Here is an 18378-nt window from a genome sequence, read left to right as displayed (position 1 = left end):
ATTCACTATTGTATTCAAATGATATAGCCATTTAGGCTCTCCCCTGGCATAGTACAATTGGAATAAAAATATGGCAGCACACAAAAAACGCCTGTTAATCCCACAACCCCTAGGTCGGTGGCGGGTAATTGTGGCAACTTCTATCAGTTTACTCACTGGATTAGTAACTTTTTATAGCTTTTCACAAAATCCCTTGAGCTATCAACTCACAACAGCCCCAGAGGTGTTAACCAACAGTACCCTTGCCAAACTTGCGGTTACAGCTTTGGGACGTTTGCAACCGGAAGGCGAAGTAACTAATTTGTCTGCGCCCAATTCAATCAACGGTGTGCGCGTAGAAAAAACTTTAGTGAAGGAAGGACAAGAAGTTAAAGCAGGGCAAGTATTGGCATATTTAGAAAATTATCATCGATCCACAACAGCCTTGGAACAAAGGTTAGATCAACTAGAAATTGCTAAAGCTAAACTAGCACAAGTCAAATCTGGAGCTAAACCCGGAGATATTGCCGCCCAAAAAGCCGCCATCGCTCGTTTACAGTCACAATTAAAAGGAGAGGTAGCTGCTCAACAAGCCACAATCAATCGCATCCAAGCTGAACTAGAAAACGCCCAAACGGAGAACAACCGATATCAGCAACTATACAAACAAGGTGCTGTTTCCGCCTCCGTAGCAGATAGTAAAGCTTTGCAACTCAAAACTGCACAACAGCAACTCCAAGAAGCTAAAGCCAGCCTCAACAGAACTCAAAACACCTTACAAAACCAACTTCAAGAAGCCCAAGCCAAACTGAACAGTATTAGCCAAGTACGTACTGTTGATGTGGAACTAGCAGAAACTGAAGTTAAAAGTGCTTTAACTGCCATCAAACAAGCACAAGCAGACAAAGAATTAACTTACCTCAAATCTCCTATCAATGGTCAAATTTTAAAAATTCACGCCAAAACTGGAGAAGTAATTAATACTAATGGATTTGCTGAGATCGGTAAAATATCTCGAATGTATGTAGTGGCAGAAGTTTATCAAACTGATATTCAAAAGGTCAATGTAGGACAGAAAGCTACCATTACGAGCAATGCCTTTCCCGGAAAAATTGAGGGAACCGTCACTAAAATTGGTTGGCAAGTTGACAGACAAAGCATTTTCAGTCTTAATCCCGCAGCAGATACAGACCGCAGAATAGTTGAGGTAAAAATTAGCATTAATGACCATGCAGATAGCCAACGAGTAGCGCGTTTAACTAACTTACAAGTAGATGTTGCCATTCACATCTAACAAGATTCCTCTGTATCTTTTGGGCTTAGTTTTGATTTTATATCAAATCCCGGAAATTACCCATAATAGGTCATTACAAGTAGAACCCAGCAATCCCAAGGACTCTGGAATTCTTGAAAACAACATCCAAAATGGTATTCAACCATGAATTTTAAAATTCCTTTAGCATGGCTACAGCTAGCCCAGCAAAAAGTTCGGTTTCTCGTGGCTGTAGCTGGCATTACTTTTATTGTGCTATTGACATTTATCCAACTTGGGTTTCAAGATGCACTTTATTCTAGTGCTACTGCACTGCATCAAAATCTCCGAGGCGATTTATTCTTAGTTAGTTCACAATATAAATCTTTGACTGCAACTCAAAGTTTTTCCCGCAGTCGTTTATACCAAACCTTAGGTTTTGATGGTGTACAGTCAGTTAGCCCCATATATTTGCAATTTGCCAAATTAAAAAATCCCGCCACTGGCGAAAAATATTCCATCTATGTGATTGGTTTCGACCCAGGGAAATCCGTACTTAATATACCAGAAGTTGCCGAAAACTTAGACAAACTCAAAATTCCTGATATTGTCCTTTTTGATAGAATTTCCCGCCCGGAGTTCGGCCCCATCGCTAAAAATTTTGATGCTGGAAATATTGAGCAAACAATTGAAATATTTGCCTTTGATGCTCCCATTGGTTATAGAGTCAGAGTAGGTGGCTTATTCACCTTAGGCCCTTCTTTTGGTGTAGATGGTAATTTAATTGTCAGTGATTCAACTTTTCTCAGAATCAATCCCAACACTCGTCCGGCAGACATGATTGATATCGGTGTTATCACTATCAATCCTGATGCCAACCCAGAACAAGTTTTACAAAAATTGACGGCTACTTTACCTAATGATGTGCAAATTTTTACCCGTCAAGGCTTTATTGATTTTGAGAAACGCTATTGGTCAGTGAGAACACCCATTGGTTTTATACTTAACCTGATGCTGACAATGGCTTCTGTGGTTGGTGTAGTAATTGTTTATCAAATTCTTTACAGCAATATTGCTAATCAATTAATTGCCTACGCAACTTTAAAAGCTATCGGATATGCCAATGGATATCTATTAAATGTAGTTTTTCAACAAGCATTAATCCTAGCTTTGTTAGGTTATATCCCCGGATTTATCTTTTCCATAGGCTTATATAGTTTTGCCATGGAGGCCACTAAGTTACCCATCATGATGACTAGTAATAATGCCATCATTGTTTTAGTTTCAGCAGTTTTGATGTGCATCACTTCCGGGTCATTGGCTATTAATAAACTTCGTTCCGCAGACCCGGCTGATATTTTCTAGTTATTTAACTTATCGGCCAGTTTTGCCTTCTCTAAATCACAGCATTGTCACCTAAGACTAGTTATTCAAGTCAAATCACCTAATTTGTACATCACCTATACCTCCATGAACCTGCAAGACAAAACTCTCTTAATCACTGGTATTGATGAATTTATCGGTTTGCGTGCAGCTGAATTAGCTGTGGCCCAAGGAATGAAGGTTCGGGGACTACAAACTTCTACTGAAGTGAATAAAACAGCACAAAATTTGGGCATTGAAATAATTGTTGGTAACATTATTGATGCTAACATTGCCCAAAAAGCTTGTCAGGGTGTAAATGTTGTTTTACATACAGCCCAAATTGCTCAAGAAACTGGCACAATTAAAGAGTTTCATACCGTAAATGTTGGCGGTACTGTCAATATGGCTAAAGCTGCTAAAAATGCTGGTGTAAAAACTTTTGTTCATCTTTCTAGTGTCTTGGTTTACGGCTTTAATTATGCAGATGGTATTACAGAGGCTGGAACTCTCTCTGGTGAGAATAACCCTTACTGTCAGACAAAAATAGAAGCCGAAACTGAACTTTTACCCTTAAATTCCCCCCCAGATTTTGGTGTCATCATTATTCGTGCTGGAGATGTTTATGGGCCGGGAAGTATTCCTTGGGTGGTAAGACCTATTTTGATGATGCGCCAAAAATTATTTGCTTATGCTAATGATGGTCAAGGAGTCATGAATCATGTGTATGTCGATAACTTGATTGATGCTGTTTTTCTCGCCATAGAAAAAGAAAGATACGGCGAAATTTTTAACATTACTGACGGTGAAAAAACCTCTTGGAAAGAGTATTTTATCCGTTTGGCAGCAATGGCAGGTTTAGCTGCGCCCATGTCTTTACCCAAAGATGAAATGAAGTTATTTCTCAAACTTCGCGCCCAGGGACAAAAACTTTTTCGCAAAAAAGCTGATATCCTCCCAGAGTCTGTAGATTTCATGAGTCGTCCTCATGCTTATTCCATTGTTAAAGCACAAAACTTGTTAGATTATAAACCAAAAATTGACTTAGAACATGGTTTACGAATCACCCAAGAATGGCTGCAAAACAATGATATTTAAAAGCTAGTTTTCACTTTTACATGACATTGTATTATATGCACAAAAATCCTCCTAAGTTGAGTATTGGATTACCTGTATACAATGGTGAAAAATTTATCAAGTTAGCCCTTGATTCACTTCTAGCTCAGACCTTTACAGATTTCGAGTTAATCATCTCAGATAATGCTTCCACAGATAATACTGAAGCAATTTGTCGAGAATACGCTGCTCAAGACCAACGTATTCGTTACTACCGCAATGATACTAATCTCGGTTGCTCACGTAACTTCAATCGTGTCTTTGAATTATCTGTGGGCGAATACTTTAAATGGGCAGCTTATGATGATTTACACGCTTCAGATTTTCTCATCAAATGTGTTACGGTACTTGACAATAATCCCACAGTAGTGTTGTGCCATTCTCATGTATATTACATTGATGAAAACGGTGATTTTCTCCACAACTACAATATTAAACTCAACACAGATGCAGAAGAACCCTACAAGCGGTTTCACGAGTTGATGTCCAAACACCTCTGCTATCAAATGTATGGAGTAATTCGTGCCAGGGTTCTGAAAAAAATACCACCTATGGGTAGTTATGGTAGTGCCGATGCCATCTTATTGTTAAGAATTGGTTTACTTGGTGAATTTTATGAAATTCCTGAATACCTATTCTTTGCTAGAAGCCATTCCCAACAATCATTGACTATGTTCTTTCCGAATTATCATTTGTGGGCGAATAACCAAGGTCAAAATACTACGATAGTTTTACCTGATTTTTATGCTTATACAGTTTGGTTTGACTCAGCTAAAACAGGAAAACTATTATTCCCACATTGGAGAATACTTTGGGAATATATGGTTTCTATCTGGCTGTTTAAACTGACTTTGTATCAGCGTCTACGTTGTCACATCAGTATTTATCTCCATCTGCGAGGAACAGAATATTTGTTGCTTCAAGATTTACTCAAGTCTGCTCAAACTATCTGGCAACGTTGGCAACCTTCCCGTAATAAAAAACAGCAAATCATCCCTTAAAGGAATTGCTGTGGTAGATACTTTTCACGTAAAATCACTTTTTCAATTTACCAAAATATGTTCAAAATTTCTCATTTTATTCCTGTACTGCTGGCTAGTTTATTGAGCATTAGCTTTGCCAGAACGGTGAAAGCCGAGCAAACTGCAACACTTACGGTTGTAATTAATGGCATCACTAACCAAAAAGGACTGATTTGCATGGGAGTTTACTCTCGTGCTCAGGGATTTCCTATGAATACTAATAATGTCATCACCAGCGCTTGTGTTAAGCCTACAGGTAGTACTTTAACTCATACTTTTTCCGGTTTGAAGTCGGGAAACTATGCAGTGGCGGTAGTAGATGATCAAAATGGCGATCGCACACTCAATAAAAACTTTCTCGGTATACCCAAAGAAGGTTTCGGTATCTCCAAAAATCCCACTGTCTCCATAGCAACTGGTACACCAAAGTTTCATGATGCTAGTTTTTTATTGTTATCTAATCAAAATACCAAAATCAATATTTTGATGAAATACTCCCTTGATTCCTAAACCTAGGGATTAGAAATTAGGGATTGGGGATTGCTCGGGACTGGCCATTACACAAGGCAAAAACTAGCCGGAGACTATACATGAAAGAGTTAACGATATTCATAACTCAGTCTCTGCTGGGTTGGCTGACTATTCAAATGTGTTTAGCGCTGGTTTTTCTATTCTATGTGCGGTCATCGCGTCAACAAAATTTATTAGCCGATGACCAACTACCTAAAACGGCGGTGATTCTTTGCTTACGTGGAGCCGATCCGTATTTGCCTAACTGTCTGGAAGCCTTGTTCAATCAGAATTATCCAGAGTACGATTTAAAGCTGATTGTTGATAGTCAAGAAGATCCAGCTTGGCAAATTGTCCATGACACCATCAAGGAACAAAAAGCCAACAATGTCCAAGTCAGCCCTTTGCGGGCTATACGACACAACTGTAGTCTTAAATGCAGCTCGCTGTTGCAAGCTGTTTCCGACTTGGATGATTCCTATAAGGCCATCGCTTTAGTTGATAGTGATACAATCGTTCATGCTAATTGGTTACGTGAACTAGTTAGTCCTCTAGCTCATCCCCAAGTAGGGGTGGTAACAGGTAACCGTTGGTTTGCACCTAGAGATAAATATTGGGGTTCTTTGGTACGGTACATAGGTAATATGTCTACTGTCGTCCAAATGTACCTCTTCCAAGTTCCTTGGGGCGGGACCTTGGCTATTAAAACAGACCTGCTGCGTCACACAGGTCTACTGGACAAGTGGGGACAAGCCCTTGGCGAAGATTTTATGATCCACAAGATTATCAAAAAACATGGAATGCGGGTTAAGTTTGTACCTTCTTTGATTATGCTCAATCGCGAAGAGTGCGATTTACTAGGCTTAATAGAATCTCTCAAGAGACTCTTATTGTATTCTCGATTTTACCATCCCAATTGGTTAGCCATAGTTGGTGATGCAATTTCTAGTATTCTCTTTCCTTGTGTGGCAATAGTTTTGTTTTTGTTGTCGTTATTAGATGCACAATGGGATTTAACAATTTTATTGTTTGCTACCTATTGTATCTATACTGTAGGATTACTCTTATTAACACTAATTTTAGAGTTAGGAGTTAGTCAAGTGATTCGCTCCCATGGTCAGCTAATTCCAAAGTTATCAATGGATATCATAGGCAAAATTTTAATTGCTATTCCCCTCACACAATGGGTATATGGGTTAGCTTTTATAGCTTCCCTCTGGATATCAACGGTTCAATGGCGCGGTATTGTTTATCGTGTGCAAAATCCGTGGAATATCCGTTTACTCGAATACCATCCCTATGATTTTTTGGATCAACCTATTGATAGTAAAATTTCTCTCTGAGCTAAGTACAAAGTGCTCCCTTTCTCGGTGAGAAAAAAATCCAAGTGACTTGCCATAATTCATCTCTCAAGGTCAATCACACAGCAGGAATTAAAAATGAACGACTTGGTAATATTTCTATGTAGATGTTTAACTGTTGCCTTGGTTGTTCAAGTATGTTTTACCTTGGTGTTTTTATGGCGTATATGCTCATACAAAAAAAATCTCTTACCAGATGAAAAATTACCTAAAACGGCAGTGATTCTTTGCTTACGTGGTGCTGATCCGTTTTTGCGTAATTGTTTGCAAGCACTTCTAAATCAGAACTACTCACAATATGACTTAAAACTAGTCATTGATCGCATGGAAGATCCAGCATGGGCAATTGCTACTGATACTGTGCAAAAACATCAAGCAACTAATGTAGAAATAAGCCCTTTAAGGACTATACGCGAAAATTGCAGTCTCAAATGTAGTTCTATTATCCAAGCTATTACAGACTTGGACGATTCCTACCAAGCGATCGCTTTAGTAGATGCTGATACAATTGTTCACACTCATTGGCTACGCGAATTAGTCACTCCTTTAGCTCATCCCCAGGTGGGCGCCACCACCGGAAACCGTTGGTATGTGCCCACAGGTAGCCATTGGGGATCTATAGTCAGGTATATGTGGAATGTATCTGCGGTGGTGCAGATGTATTTATATAATATTCCTTGGGGTGGGACTTTGGCAGTGAAAACAGAAGTTCTTCATCAAACAAAATTGCTAGATAGGTGGGGAAAAGCTTTCTGTGAAGACACCATGATCAGTGACATCTTGGCTAAACATCACATGCAAGTCAAATTTGTGCCTTCTTTGATCATGCTCAACCAAGAAGAATGCAATTTATCTGAACTAAAATCCTGGATACAGCGTCAAATACTGTTTTGCCGACTTTATCACCCCCATTGGTTAGCCGTAGTAGGTAACGCAATTTTAACAATACTATTTCCTACCCTTTTAACTGTATTGTTTTTGGCAGCTTTGCTCACGGGACAATGGTATGCTGCTATCTTATCTTTTAGTTGCTATGGCAGCTATGTGGTGGCATTAATGTTCATCGTACTTTTTTTAGAGCAAGCAGTACAACTCATTCGTTCTCATCATCAACCCAGCACCCAACTATCTATCGCCACAATTTTCAAAATGTTAATGGCAATTCCCTTAACACAATCGGTGTACGGGTCAGCATTCCTCTCTTCTCTTTGGATGTCAAAAGTTACATGGCGGGGTATCACCTATCAGTTCAAAGGTCCCTGGAATATTCGCTTAGTTGAATATCGTCCTTATCAATCCTCAGATACATCAGCTTCAAAAAACATTTCTGTGCATTAACCCTCTAATTTGCCCATCAGCAAATTGCAACAAAATACATCAATTCATTAAAATCATGAACAAGCAACCGCTTCGCATTGCGCTGTTTACAGGATTATATGCTCCTTTTTTAACTGGAGTTTCAATTGCAGTACACCAACGGGTGCAGTGGTTACTAGAACAGGGGCATGAAGTATTTCTCATCCACCCAGAAATCAACCACCAGTATCCAGAAAATGTTGGTAAACGTCCCATGCCAGGACTAGAGGAATTAAAATATTTTCCTAACTTCTCTGCTTATGCTTTCCCCACGAAGCCACTAATTTTTTATAAGTCTCTACCACAACCATTGCACTATCGACATTGGAGTGATACTAAATTATTAGAAAAGTTCCAACCCGATATTGTGGTAGTGGAAGAAGCGCCGCAAATGCGAGGCTTTTATTCTCTGCTCTTGCAAGGTTATGGTCGTCCCATTGGAGTTGAATACTGTAAAAAAACAAAGACTCCAATTATTACTATTTTTCATACTGATATTATTGCCTACATAGAATACTACCTGGGTGCTCATGTTTTGAATTTAATTCGTCCGATTATTCCCTTTTTAATCAAGCAGTTTACTAAAGTATATGATGTGAATTTATTTCCCTCTCAAGAACAACTTTTAAAGTACAAAAAGCTGAATTGTCAAAGCGCTGAATATGTTCCTTATCAAGGAATTGATTGTCAAAAATTTCATCCCCGTAATATCATCTACAACCCAATTCCTAATGACAATAGACCAACAATTTTGTTTGTGGGACGCATTACAGCCGAAAAAAATGTCATCCAACTCATAGATATATTTCCCTTTATCGCTGCCAAAATTCCTGATGTTCATCTGGTAATCATTGGTAGCGGTCCACTGGACCAAGAAGTGTATCGGCGCTCCCAAAAGTTTCCATCAGGTATTACTATCTGGGGTGAATCTCACGGTACAGAACTTTTAGGTTGGTTTGCTCGTGCAGATGTATTTGTTAACCCCTCTGAAACTGAAAACTTCTGCACTACCAATAACGAAGCCCTGGCTTCTGGTACTCCTGTAGTAGCGGTAGTTGCACCTTCAACTTCTGAGCAAGTTTTTCCTGGTTACAATGGGTTTTTAGCTGAACCTAATAACCCCAAAGATTTTGCACAAAAGGTAGTGACTATTCTCGAAAATCCTCAACTGAAAGCAGCAATGGCTGAACAAGCTCGTCCTTCCATACTCAAATATGATTGGTCAGCGTGCACAGAAAAATTTGAAGCCAAGCTTTATGAATTACTAAGTCTTGACACTCCCCACAGCTAGAAGCCGGGGGATTCTTACTTCAAAAGGATTCCAATGAATTTACCTGCGCCAACGGTAAGAAGCATCTTCACCGTCTGTTACGCCGCTGCAAGTCCTGTAAAAAAAGGTGCAGGGAATAAGACTGGTGAAGATGAAAACTTATGCACTGATTAATGATATGGGCAGATATTTTTACCAAGATAAATCCTCAAAACCCTGTTCCCTATCCTCACAAATAACTTTTTAAGCAAGCCTTAATTAAGAGTCCAAAAGCCCTACTCAGTATAATTACGAATTACTTTGATGCTTTCTCAATCTGCTCAGTAAAGTATTTTTCTTGATGTTTAAGTTGTTGAGCAAGTTCTAATCCTTTTTGAAAGGCTGTGAGCGCTTGCGGATATTCTTGACGCTCTAAATACAATTGCCCCATTTGGTCATAGGCTTCCATCATGCCATAATAATTCACAGCTTGCTCTTGTGTCTCTATCATAACTTGGCTTGTTTGTAAAGCTTCATCTATTTGTCCTTGGGTACGATATAGAGTAATTAACTTTTGCAAAGCCTCACCAGCACGAACATACTGGCGCGATCGCATAGCCATGACATAAGCTTCTTCATAGTGGTTAAATGCTTCTCTGAGTAAACCAGGATTTTTCTGTGCCAAAAATTCATAATTTGAGCCAATGGCTAGTTTTAATCCTGGTATTTGAGTTAAATTATTTTCCTGTTGGTAAATTTCCACTGTCCTCTTGAGAACATCTATTGCTGGCTGGGGTTGTTTTGCTTGTTGGTATATATAACCGAGTTGTTGCAAGTATGCTAACTGATTAGTGGGATTGCTTTGGGTAGCAGTTAAATTCAATAATCTCTCATAGGTGGCGGCTGCTTGAGGATAATCAAACCAACTCAAATGCAGTTCGCCAATTATTGTCAGGGTTTTTAAAATGGCTACCGCATCTTCTCGCTGTTGCACAACTGTCAAAACTTGATTATAAACTTCTAACGCTAGTTGAGGCGATCGCACTTTTTGGTATGCCTCACCAAGGGATTGCATTAATTTTAAATCCAAATTCTTTTGCTTTTGTGCTTGTTTCTGAATAGTTTGCAATCGCTGTGTAATATATCTTACCTGTTCCATAGCATTTTGACGAAAGGCAACTTCAGCAAAGCGGGATAATGCTTCCAATTCTGCCAATGAACCCAAATAGCGCCGCAAACGTGCTTCCCGGTTCCAAAGAGCAAATGCTCCTTGCTGATCTCCCCCTTGGAATTTTGCTTGAGCTTCCTGATTCAACTCATCCAAAGCTTTTTCTAGGCTTTGCAATTCCAACAGAGTTAACTGCTGTTTATCAGTCAAAGGCGGTAGCAGAGGATCAGGTGTGGTAATTTCTAAGGGGTTAGGTGGAAATTTATCCAGCTGTTTCGGTTTTTTACTCTCTGCTAGGGTTAACGAACTGTTAAGCTGACAAACAATAGCAACACTAATAGCAATAGATAAGGACCTAGGCATAGATAGTTTACCTGAAATGAGGATAAAGGGTAGAGTTACGAGCAGTTCCTTTAAATTATAGAAAATTGGATAAAGTTTTTTTAAATTGAAACATTTGTGTTAAAATTGGCGTTTAACAAATACGAATACTGGTTTAGTTTACTTTCTCCCGATGCTGCAAGACAAGTTATTAACAACCACTGAGACTTGTGAGATATTGGGAGTTTGTCGCTGGGATCTCTTAAAATGGGAGGAATCTGGCAAGTTAATACCAATAAAGACCGCAGGTGAACATCACACCCAAAGATTTTAACTGCCAAGTTGGTTGACCTGGTGAAGGTCAATATTTGTCCCCATTTCTCATTTCCCATTACCAGCTTTAAAACTCATTACTATGGATATTACAACCTTAGCTCGCTGGATGGCAGCTGATTTTAGTAATCAAGCACAAGCTTTTGAAAACCCACCTTTTTTTGCTCATATTCGGGTGTGTATGCGTCCTCTACCTCTAGAGTTGTTATCAGGAATCAGTTTGTTTGTGGAACAGGCTTATGATTATATGCTCAATGACCCTTATCGCGTGCGGGTTTTGAAATTAGTCAATGCAGGCAATCAAATCCAAATTATCAACTACACTGTCAAACAAGAAGAAAATTTTTATGGCGCATCCCGTGAGTTCCAACGCCTCACAACTTTAACAAAGGATTATTTAGAAGAATTACCAGGATGTAACATGAATGTAAAGTGGTGTGGTAACAGCTTCAAAGGTCAGGTAGAACCCGGTAAAGGTTGTATTGTCTTTCGTAAAGGGCAAAAAACTTATTTAGACAGTGAATTTGAAATTAACGCAGAAAAATTTATCAGCCTTGACCGAGGACGTGATTTAGAAACCAATGAACATATTTGGGGGTCTGTCGCTGGACCATTTCACTTTCTGCGTCGAAACAGTTTTGCTGATGAAGTAATCCCATTTAGGGAAGTATAGCTAATTCCCCAGCTTTAGCTGCTAACCCCAATGGATTGACATATGGATTGACATAAGGAACTCGTTCGACCACAGTTTCCCACATCCCACTGGGGTATAGTTTCAACAACCGAAATCCGGGATCTTGTTTGTCAATAGTCAAAGTTGGAGTTTGAGAGCGAAACTGAAGCCCAGTTGACGGAGTACCGAGATAACTAACTTCATAGCGCCGGTGTTGAAATTCTTGATGGATGTGACCAAACAAAACTAACTTAACTTGGGGATAGTGGTCGAGAACAGCAAAAAATTCCCGTGGATTTTTCAGGATCGTACTATCCAACCATGCAGAATTCACAGCAAAAGGGGGATGATGTAACGCCACTAAAGTGGGAGCATCACCCAGAGTTTTTAATTCAGAGTTTAGCCAATCCAGAGTTTTCCCTGACAGGTAACCATGCAAACAACCAGCTACACAAGAATTAAGTAAGATAAAGTTCCAGCCACCACGTTTGAAAGACTTGCGTCGGGAAACCATCCCCACATTTAAGGTATCAGACATAGCGATGGCACAGTCATGATTTCCTGGTAACCAATAAACAGGTATTTGTAGTGAATTCAAGATACTTTGGAGAATATCATAAGATTCTGGCTTACCATCCCCAGACAAATCTCCCGTTAGCAGTATTAAGTCAAGTTCACTCTTTAGCTGCTTTAATCGTTCTACAACTGCCTGAAACGACTCTATAGTAGTCATTCCCAGCATTTTTTCATTTTCCGAAGCAAACAGATGTGTATCTGTTACCTGAGCAATTGACAAGGGAGAGACTTGATCCATTTTAAATGATTGCTATGTGTGCAACTTAACATGTGATTCTTGTTGTGGAAGCTAGCCGACCAAGCTCAAACAACTATGGATTGGTTCAACGGATAAATCTGGGAGATTATACCATTAGTTAACTATTGGTGATGATAAAGCTAAAAACCATCAATAAACATCTAATTTTCTTAAAAATCTGAATTTCCATCCATCTTAAGAGTGAAATTGTATTTTTTTTTGTATTTTACGTCACGCATCTTTGCCAAAAATTCATCAAGTCCTCACACCATACCTAAAAATCTTTATGTAGCGTTACCATCCCTGGAAATGTTAAAATTCCGTTAACCCCATAATCTCCCGAAGTACGGCAAAATTTCCTCATGAGTAGGGTACACATCCTCCTCAGATATGCTATTCTAAATGAGCGAGCGTGGGGCGACATAGCCAAGTGGTAAGGCAGAGGTCTGCAAAACCTTTATCCCCCGGTTCAAATCCGGGTGTCGCCTTTGGAAAAAAAAAAACTAAAACCAAGCAATTCAAGCCTTTTGGCAAACAATAAAGGGACGAGCATTGCACTACTCCCTGATTTTTTGGAGTGAGTTTGGGGTATTTTTGGCTAGTTTGGGATAACTATTGGGGTAAAGGTAAAGGTGTTTATCCCAAGAAGCAACTATGTATTCTCAAAACTCCCAAGGTAAAGCTTCCAAAGGTGCTGTCCAACTTAAAAACTCCAATGGTAGGCTTCAGTTAGTTTTTTCTCATCCTATAGTTACACAGACAGAAGAAATTATAGCAACCGCCAAGGAGGTTAGGAGGCAAAAAGCAAGACATCCTCAATGGCTCTCATAAAAAATCGAACTGGTCAAGTTTTTTGCGGATTCGACTTTTTAACCAAGACCAACATTTTTCAATCTGATTCAGGTGTGGAGAATTGGGAAGCAAACAAGCTTCAAGCCAAGCCTCAAATACTATTGGATTACACGCACCCTCAACAGTGAAAGGAGCTATCAGCTGATGATTACACAGGGCGGCAATTATGTTCACCTGACCTTCACGATGACCTGATTTAAGTGCATGGAAGGGCTGTCCTTTTGAGTTCCAACCGTAATCATACTGGTGTCGGTTGTCCATTCCTGACTCACGGAGGTATACAATCTTCTCCACAGGTAACTTAGACAACTGTGTTACGAAAGCCTGTCCTTTGACCTCATGGCCCTCACGGTAGCCATAGGTCTTTTTTTTCCCGTAAAACCAATTTTTTTTTAAAGCTCTTGAGATTGTGCGATCGCTAATTTCTTCAGGCCTCGGTAATTTTGTGACCATTCCCAGGACGCTGACTAGGCAAGGCTTGGAAGTCCCCCGTTTCGGTTTTTCCCTTCAACCATAGGGTGATGGTGTTGCGACTAATATTAAACATTTGACTGGCTTCAGTTTTCTTCAAGCCATGGAGTTCCATCCCTTGGATGACCTTTTGACGAAGGTCGTAACTGTACGGCTTGGGCATATACCTGTAACAAGCGATGGCTTCACATGAAAAGGGATTACTTATAGTTTATGGTTAAATTACCTTGGCGGTTGCTGTAAATAGCTGAGTAAACCACCAGAATACAGGAACTCGAAGCTAAGGTTTTACCATCCGGGCTGAAAGCTAGTGACCAAACCGACCCTGAATGTCCGGTGAGGGTATATTCTAACTCCCATCATGTTAGTGATTTTTCTGCTTGATAAGCAATTACAGACTCAATTAACTTGCCATACTTAGAGTACAGGAGATTATAAGCCGCATCCTTGACATCAGTTGATTCATCTGTGGTTAAAGCTTGGAGAAGTAAGTTAACCCCATCGTCCCCATAGTTCAGGGCTTGGGATATGGCATTTATCCTAACCTTGGGGTCAGGATCGTTATACGAATCAATGGAAATTTCTACTATTAATTTTTGTTTGACAGTTGCTTCTGATACATCATCTGGGAAGTAATTATCTCTTTCTTGACTCAATTTATTGAGTAAATCATCTGGAGGAATGAGACTAAATTCAAATTTATCTTTATATTCATAATAGAAACAAGCCGCATGACCTGTACCATAAATCATTAAGGCTTTAGTGCCGACTTTTAGGAGTTTATTCTCAAGGTAACCTAACTTTAACCAATCTATTCCTATATCTATTACTTTTTCTCCTGAGAAAATAAAGCAAAATATAAATAAAGCTTCTTGTTTTCTTTCAGGAGCATCTATATCAAATCCATAAATCTCTGCGATTTGATAAATCATCTCTGCCCCTAATTTGGCTATTTCTGGCAGATCAATCCCCTTTGCTCCTAATCCCTCTAAAATATTATTAACCGTTGCTACCATATCTCCAATTAATTCTAATCCTGCTGCCTGTAAGGATTTATCAATAATTAGTTTGTGTGCTATTTCATGGGGAGTTTTATGTCGGACTCTTTTGGTTAATCTTTTGACAGATTTACTAGCTGCGTGGAAATTAATATCACAAGTAGATTCAGCAATCCATTCTGTTAAAGATTCCCAAGCATCATCATCTGATGCATTTTTTAGCTTAGATAATTCAGGATTTTGATCTACTGTTATATGCAGATCGTTAATATTTTCTTCTTTAATCCTTCTTCTTTCTTCAGGTGACAAAACTGGTGGTTTTTCATCATCCTCTTCATCACCATCATTGTTGTCAGATAAATGCCTTTGCCAAATCTTGATGGTGTCCCAACTCCCAGAGGCTAAGGTGCGACCATCCGGGCTGAAGGCTACTGAATAAACCCACGCTGAATGTCCTTTGAGTGTAGCGATTTCCTCTTGGGTGGCGACATCCCACAGTTTGATGGTTCTATCCTCACTCCCAGAAGCTAAAGTGCAACCATTTGGGCTGAAGGCTACTGAACTAACCGACCCTGAATCTTCGGTGAGGGTATATTCTAACTCCCATGATGTTAGTGATTTTTGTGCTTGATAAGCAGTTGCATACTCAATTGGTTGTGGCTCGTTCATGATAGTTTACTACTAATGACACTGATTGATCCTCCCAAACCCCCTTAAAAAGGAAGGCTAAATTTTTAACAAAAGGGTGATTTAGGGGGATATGAAAACATTTGATACATCATGAGAAACTTTTAAAACATCCTCTTAGGATTAAGTTTAATAGCTTGGGTGTAATCAGCCAAAGCTAAATGAAAGATAGATGTTAACGAGGGGATAAAGTCTTCATAAAACCCCAAAAAAATCGGTGAAATAGAAGCAGAAAAATTAGATTGTCCTAAGTACAGTAAACCCAAGTTTCAAAAAGCAGTGCGGGAAATTCGCTCTTTGACGGTGTTACCACCAGAGGAATTTGAACCAAAGATGCAACAATTATGCCGAGAATCTGGGGTGGTGCTGGTTTTAGTACCTGCAATTAAAGGAGCGCACGTCAGTGGTGTAGCGCGATGGTTAAACTCCCATAAGGCACTGATTCAACTTTCACTTTACGGTAAAACCAATGATCGTTTCTGGTTTAATTTCTTCCATGAAGCAGCACATATCCTATTACATAATAAGGAAAATATTTTTCTTGATGAATGGGATAGTGGGGAAACTTTGGAATCTGAACAAGAACGGGAAGCTGATCAATGGTCGCGGGAACTTTTGATACCTTCTGAGTATGAAAGAGAATTAGCGCAACTTAAATCTAAAGCTGATGTTGTTGATTTTGCAGCGCGTATTGGTATTCATTCCGGGATTGTGGTAGGTCGCTTGCAACATGATCATCTAATAGATCGCTCTTGGATGAATGGTTTGAAGGAGAGTTTTTGTTTTCAAGGGGTGGAATAAGTACAAAGTGATACAAGCCGATACGTTAAAACCCAGGGTAAGCTCATCTAATTTGGTATGGTATCAACTTGACAAAATAGCTAAGATAAGCATAAGGAAAGGGATAAAAAATATACCTGACAGCAGAGCAAAAGAAATGGGATGAAAGCAATGCAATCGCTCTGAAAACACTGGGAAAAAAAACTTTATGTCGGCAGGATTTGAAACTAAATCAAGTGATTCCAACAAGAGAAATCGTCGTCAGTCAAAGCCAGTACAGCTGGCATCCACAGAAGCAATTCAACAAAGTTTAGTCGAGAATTTTGGAGACATCAAAGACCCAAGAGTAGAGCGAACAAAGAAATATCAACTTACAGATGTCTTAGTGATTGTAATTCTAGCAGTCATAGCCAGAGCGCAAGGGTGGGAAGACATGGAAAACTACGGTATCAGCAAGGAACAGTGGTTAGAAGAGTTTTTGGAATTACCAAATGGAATTCCCTCCGATGACACATTCACAAGGGTATTTGAGTTCATTACCATTGATGCGATGGGAACTCAAACCGAGATTGCCAAAAAGATTATTGCTAAAGACGATACGCCACTTATGAGACAACGAGCAGCTGTTTTAGCAGATACTATCAACTGTGAATAGTTACCCACTGTTTTTGTTAACCAATACCTTGTTATTAGCTGCAATGCTCGTTAACGTGTTATGTTCCAGTTTCATGAAAAGATCTGAAATTTAACAGGGTAAATATGGCAAAATTGCCTGTTGTATCTATATTTCTGTAGCCTACAGAATATCACATTGTCACTAGATGCCTAACTTTATACTGTTTAATTTTTTCCAAGGGTTCATTTTCTCTTGAAGAAAAAGCAGTCATCAGATGACCCCTTGCTTCTACTTTAGCTTTATAAGTACCACTTTTTTTACCATCAATCCCAGTAAAATTAATCTGAACATCAGCCCATTCTTGATTAATTTTATCTTCAGCTAAGATTTGCCCTGATTTTTGATATTGCAGCCAATTCCAACCCTCTTGCATCAATATTTCTCGTTCCACAATTTGCTCAAACTTAGATAAACCACCCCAACCCCGATAGTAAGGATACAGTCCTTTCACAGAACCTTTACGCCATACCAATACATCTAAAATTTCCGGCTTTAAATGACCCCAGTATTGTCCTAGTGGTAAATCAACTAGGGTAGGTGCAAACTGATGTCCACCAAAATGACTGCATCGCCAAACACGTAGATTTGGGTGAGTTGTCGCATATTCAACACGCAATTTTTTGTAGATGGGATAACCAAATCTGCTACAGGCGGCATCAACATTACCATGTGTGCAGACAAGTAATTCTCTAATATGATGACTATGTTGGCGATATTGTGCAAAATTTTGCAGTTTTTCTGGTTGCATGACTAAAGCAAGTGCTAAATCGCCAATTTCCGCATTAGGTACGATAAATTGTTGTTTTTGATACTCAGCAAATAACCCAACTGGGCGGTGATAGTAAAATACGTGTTTATGACCAGGAATAGAATAGTCTTTATCTGGTGCGATCGCCAGCTGTCGAATTGTCCCCCCACCTTCCCAAACAAAGTTTAAAGCGTCTATTACTCCTTGTGACATAGGATCAGGTTCGATCCAAATTTTCACAGGCCAGGGTTGTGCAGCTTCAATAATTAAATATTGTTCCACAGCGATGGCTGTTCCAATTGGGTCTTCACCGTTAGCTTGAGAAATTTCTGAACAAAAACGGCAATTATTTTGAGGTTTGTTAATTGACATATTCAAATTTACCTCACTAAGTATTTTAAGAAATCATCAAATATTTTATGATTAACTGTCATAATTAAATATTTTCTCACAAATTTCATGGTTGATTTATCAGATACTTAAATAAATCATCAACAATTGCATTTGCAGCAGAAATGTTGAATGTCGTTACAAAACTTTACATAGTTAGATATAGTAGTCCTATCAAAGGTGAAAATGTCAACATCTCATAATATCTTCCATCCAATGAACATAACTGATTTGTTGACACATACAAGCTTGAAGGTAGC

General features: G+C 39.2%; 14 protein-coding genes, 1 tRNA gene and 4 pseudogenes. 13 read left to right on the top strand and 6 right to left on the bottom strand.

Going from position 1 to position 18378, the window contains the following annotated elements; translation table 11 throughout:
• Positions 1-70 precede the first annotated feature (70 nt).
• From NWP25_RS02335 to NWP25_RS02300, 8 genes are all read left to right on the top strand, one after another.
• Entirely contained in the window at positions 71-1273 is a 1203-nt protein-coding gene (locus tag NWP25_RS02335; protein WP_280649652.1) for an ABC exporter membrane fusion protein, read from the top strand.
• Between the two features lie 144 nt (positions 1274-1417).
• Entirely contained in the window at positions 1418-2596 is a 1179-nt protein-coding gene (devC, locus tag NWP25_RS02330) for an ABC transporter permease DevC (protein WP_280649653.1), read from the top strand.
• 105 nt (positions 2597-2701) lie between these two features.
• Complete coding sequence (locus tag NWP25_RS02325; protein WP_280649654.1) at positions 2702-3691, top strand: NAD-dependent epimerase/dehydratase family protein; 990 nt, start codon at positions 2702-2704, stop codon at positions 3689-3691.
• A gap of 35 nt (positions 3692-3726) precedes the next feature.
• Positions 3727-4710 carry a glycosyltransferase family 2 protein gene (locus NWP25_RS02320; RefSeq protein ID WP_280698820.1) on the top strand — a complete coding sequence of 328 codons (984 nt, stop codon included), beginning with the start codon at positions 3727-3729 and terminating at the stop codon, positions 4708-4710.
• A gap of 57 nt (positions 4711-4767) precedes the next feature.
• Positions 4768-5241, top strand: a complete 474-nt coding sequence (locus tag NWP25_RS02315; protein ID WP_280656867.1) for a DUF2141 domain-containing protein — start codon at positions 4768-4770, stop codon at positions 5239-5241.
• Positions 5242-5321: 80 nt separating this feature from the next.
• A complete protein-coding gene (locus NWP25_RS02310; protein WP_280649657.1) occupies positions 5322-6584 on the top strand; it encodes a glycosyltransferase in 1263 nt (420 codons plus the stop codon).
• 96 nt (positions 6585-6680) lie between these two features.
• Entirely contained in the window at positions 6681-7940 is a 1260-nt protein-coding gene (locus tag NWP25_RS02305; RefSeq protein WP_280698819.1) for a glycosyltransferase, read from the top strand.
• A gap of 55 nt (positions 7941-7995) precedes the next feature.
• Positions 7996-9249: a glycosyltransferase gene (locus NWP25_RS02300; protein ID WP_280649659.1), complete on the top strand. Its 1254-nt coding sequence runs from the start codon at positions 7996-7998 to the stop codon at positions 9247-9249.
• Positions 9250-9523: 274 nt separating this feature from the next.
• On the opposite strand, the gene NWP25_RS02295 is transcribed toward NWP25_RS02300, so the two are convergent.
• The gene (locus tag NWP25_RS02295; RefSeq protein ID WP_280698818.1) at positions 9524-10738 is read right to left on the bottom strand and encodes a tetratricopeptide repeat protein; all 1215 of its coding nucleotides are present in this window, start codon (positions 10736-10738) and stop codon (positions 9524-9526) included.
• A 373-nt stretch (positions 10739-11111) separates the two neighbouring features.
• Between NWP25_RS02295 and NWP25_RS02290 the strand changes: the two genes are divergently transcribed.
• Positions 11112-11702 carry a chromophore lyase CpcT/CpeT gene (locus tag NWP25_RS02290; protein ID WP_280649661.1) on the top strand — a complete coding sequence of 197 codons (591 nt, stop codon included), beginning with the start codon at positions 11112-11114 and terminating at the stop codon, positions 11700-11702.
• On the opposite strand, the gene cpdA is transcribed toward NWP25_RS02290, so the two are convergent.
• On the bottom strand, positions 11689-12516 hold the full coding sequence (cpdA, locus tag NWP25_RS02285; RefSeq protein WP_280649662.1) for a 3',5'-cyclic-AMP phosphodiesterase: 828 nt from the start codon (positions 12514-12516) through the stop codon (positions 11689-11691). The genes NWP25_RS02290 and cpdA overlap by 14 nt on opposite strands.
• Positions 12517-12932: 416 nt before the next feature.
• On the opposite strand from cpdA, the gene NWP25_RS02280 reads away from it, so the two are divergent.
• Positions 12933-13004, top strand: a tRNA-Cys gene (locus NWP25_RS02280).
• Positions 13005-13170: 166 nt separating this feature from the next.
• Positions 13171-13347 carry a hypothetical protein gene (locus tag NWP25_RS02275; RefSeq protein WP_280649663.1) on the top strand — a complete coding sequence of 59 codons (177 nt, stop codon included), beginning with the start codon at positions 13171-13173 and terminating at the stop codon, positions 13345-13347.
• On the opposite strand, the pseudogene NWP25_RS02270 reads toward NWP25_RS02275, so the two are convergent.
• The 3 pseudogenes from NWP25_RS02270 to NWP25_RS18615 form a co-directional block, all read right to left on the bottom strand.
• Positions 13342-14002: pseudogene (locus tag NWP25_RS02270) on the bottom strand (transposase). The gene NWP25_RS02275 and the pseudogene NWP25_RS02270 sit on opposite strands and share 6 nt — an antisense overlap.
• Before the next feature lie 37 nt (positions 14003-14039).
• A pseudogene (locus tag NWP25_RS02265) lies at positions 14040-14183 on the bottom strand (hypothetical protein); the annotation flags it as partial.
• 1023 nt (positions 14184-15206) lie between these two features.
• A pseudogene (locus NWP25_RS18615) lies at positions 15207-15428 on the bottom strand (WD40 repeat domain-containing protein); the annotation flags it as partial.
• A 375-nt stretch (positions 15429-15803) separates the two neighbouring features.
• Here NWP25_RS18615 and NWP25_RS02255 point away from each other — a divergent pair.
• Together NWP25_RS02255 and NWP25_RS02250 are read left to right on the top strand one after the other, a co-directional pair.
• Positions 15804-16325, top strand: a complete 522-nt coding sequence (locus NWP25_RS02255; protein WP_280698817.1) for an ImmA/IrrE family metallo-endopeptidase — start codon at positions 15804-15806, stop codon at positions 16323-16325.
• A gap of 187 nt (positions 16326-16512) precedes the next feature.
• Positions 16513-16857, top strand: a pseudogene (locus NWP25_RS02250) (transposase family protein); the annotation flags it as partial.
• A 253-nt stretch (positions 16858-17110) separates the two neighbouring features.
• Here the strand turns inward: NWP25_RS02250 and NWP25_RS02245 are convergent.
• Positions 17111-18100 carry a sucrase ferredoxin gene (locus NWP25_RS02245; protein WP_280698816.1) on the bottom strand — a complete coding sequence of 330 codons (990 nt, stop codon included), beginning with the start codon at positions 18098-18100 and terminating at the stop codon, positions 17111-17113.
• Positions 18101-18378 lie beyond the last annotated feature (278 nt).

Source organism: Umezakia ovalisporum Ak1311, assembly GCF_029891685.1.
GTDB classification, from domain to species: Bacteria; Cyanobacteriota; Cyanobacteriia; order Cyanobacteriales; family Nostocaceae; genus Umezakia; species Umezakia ovalisporum.
The sequence above is the reverse complement of the archived record's forward strand: the minus strand, read 5'-3'. Positions and strand labels throughout refer to the sequence as shown.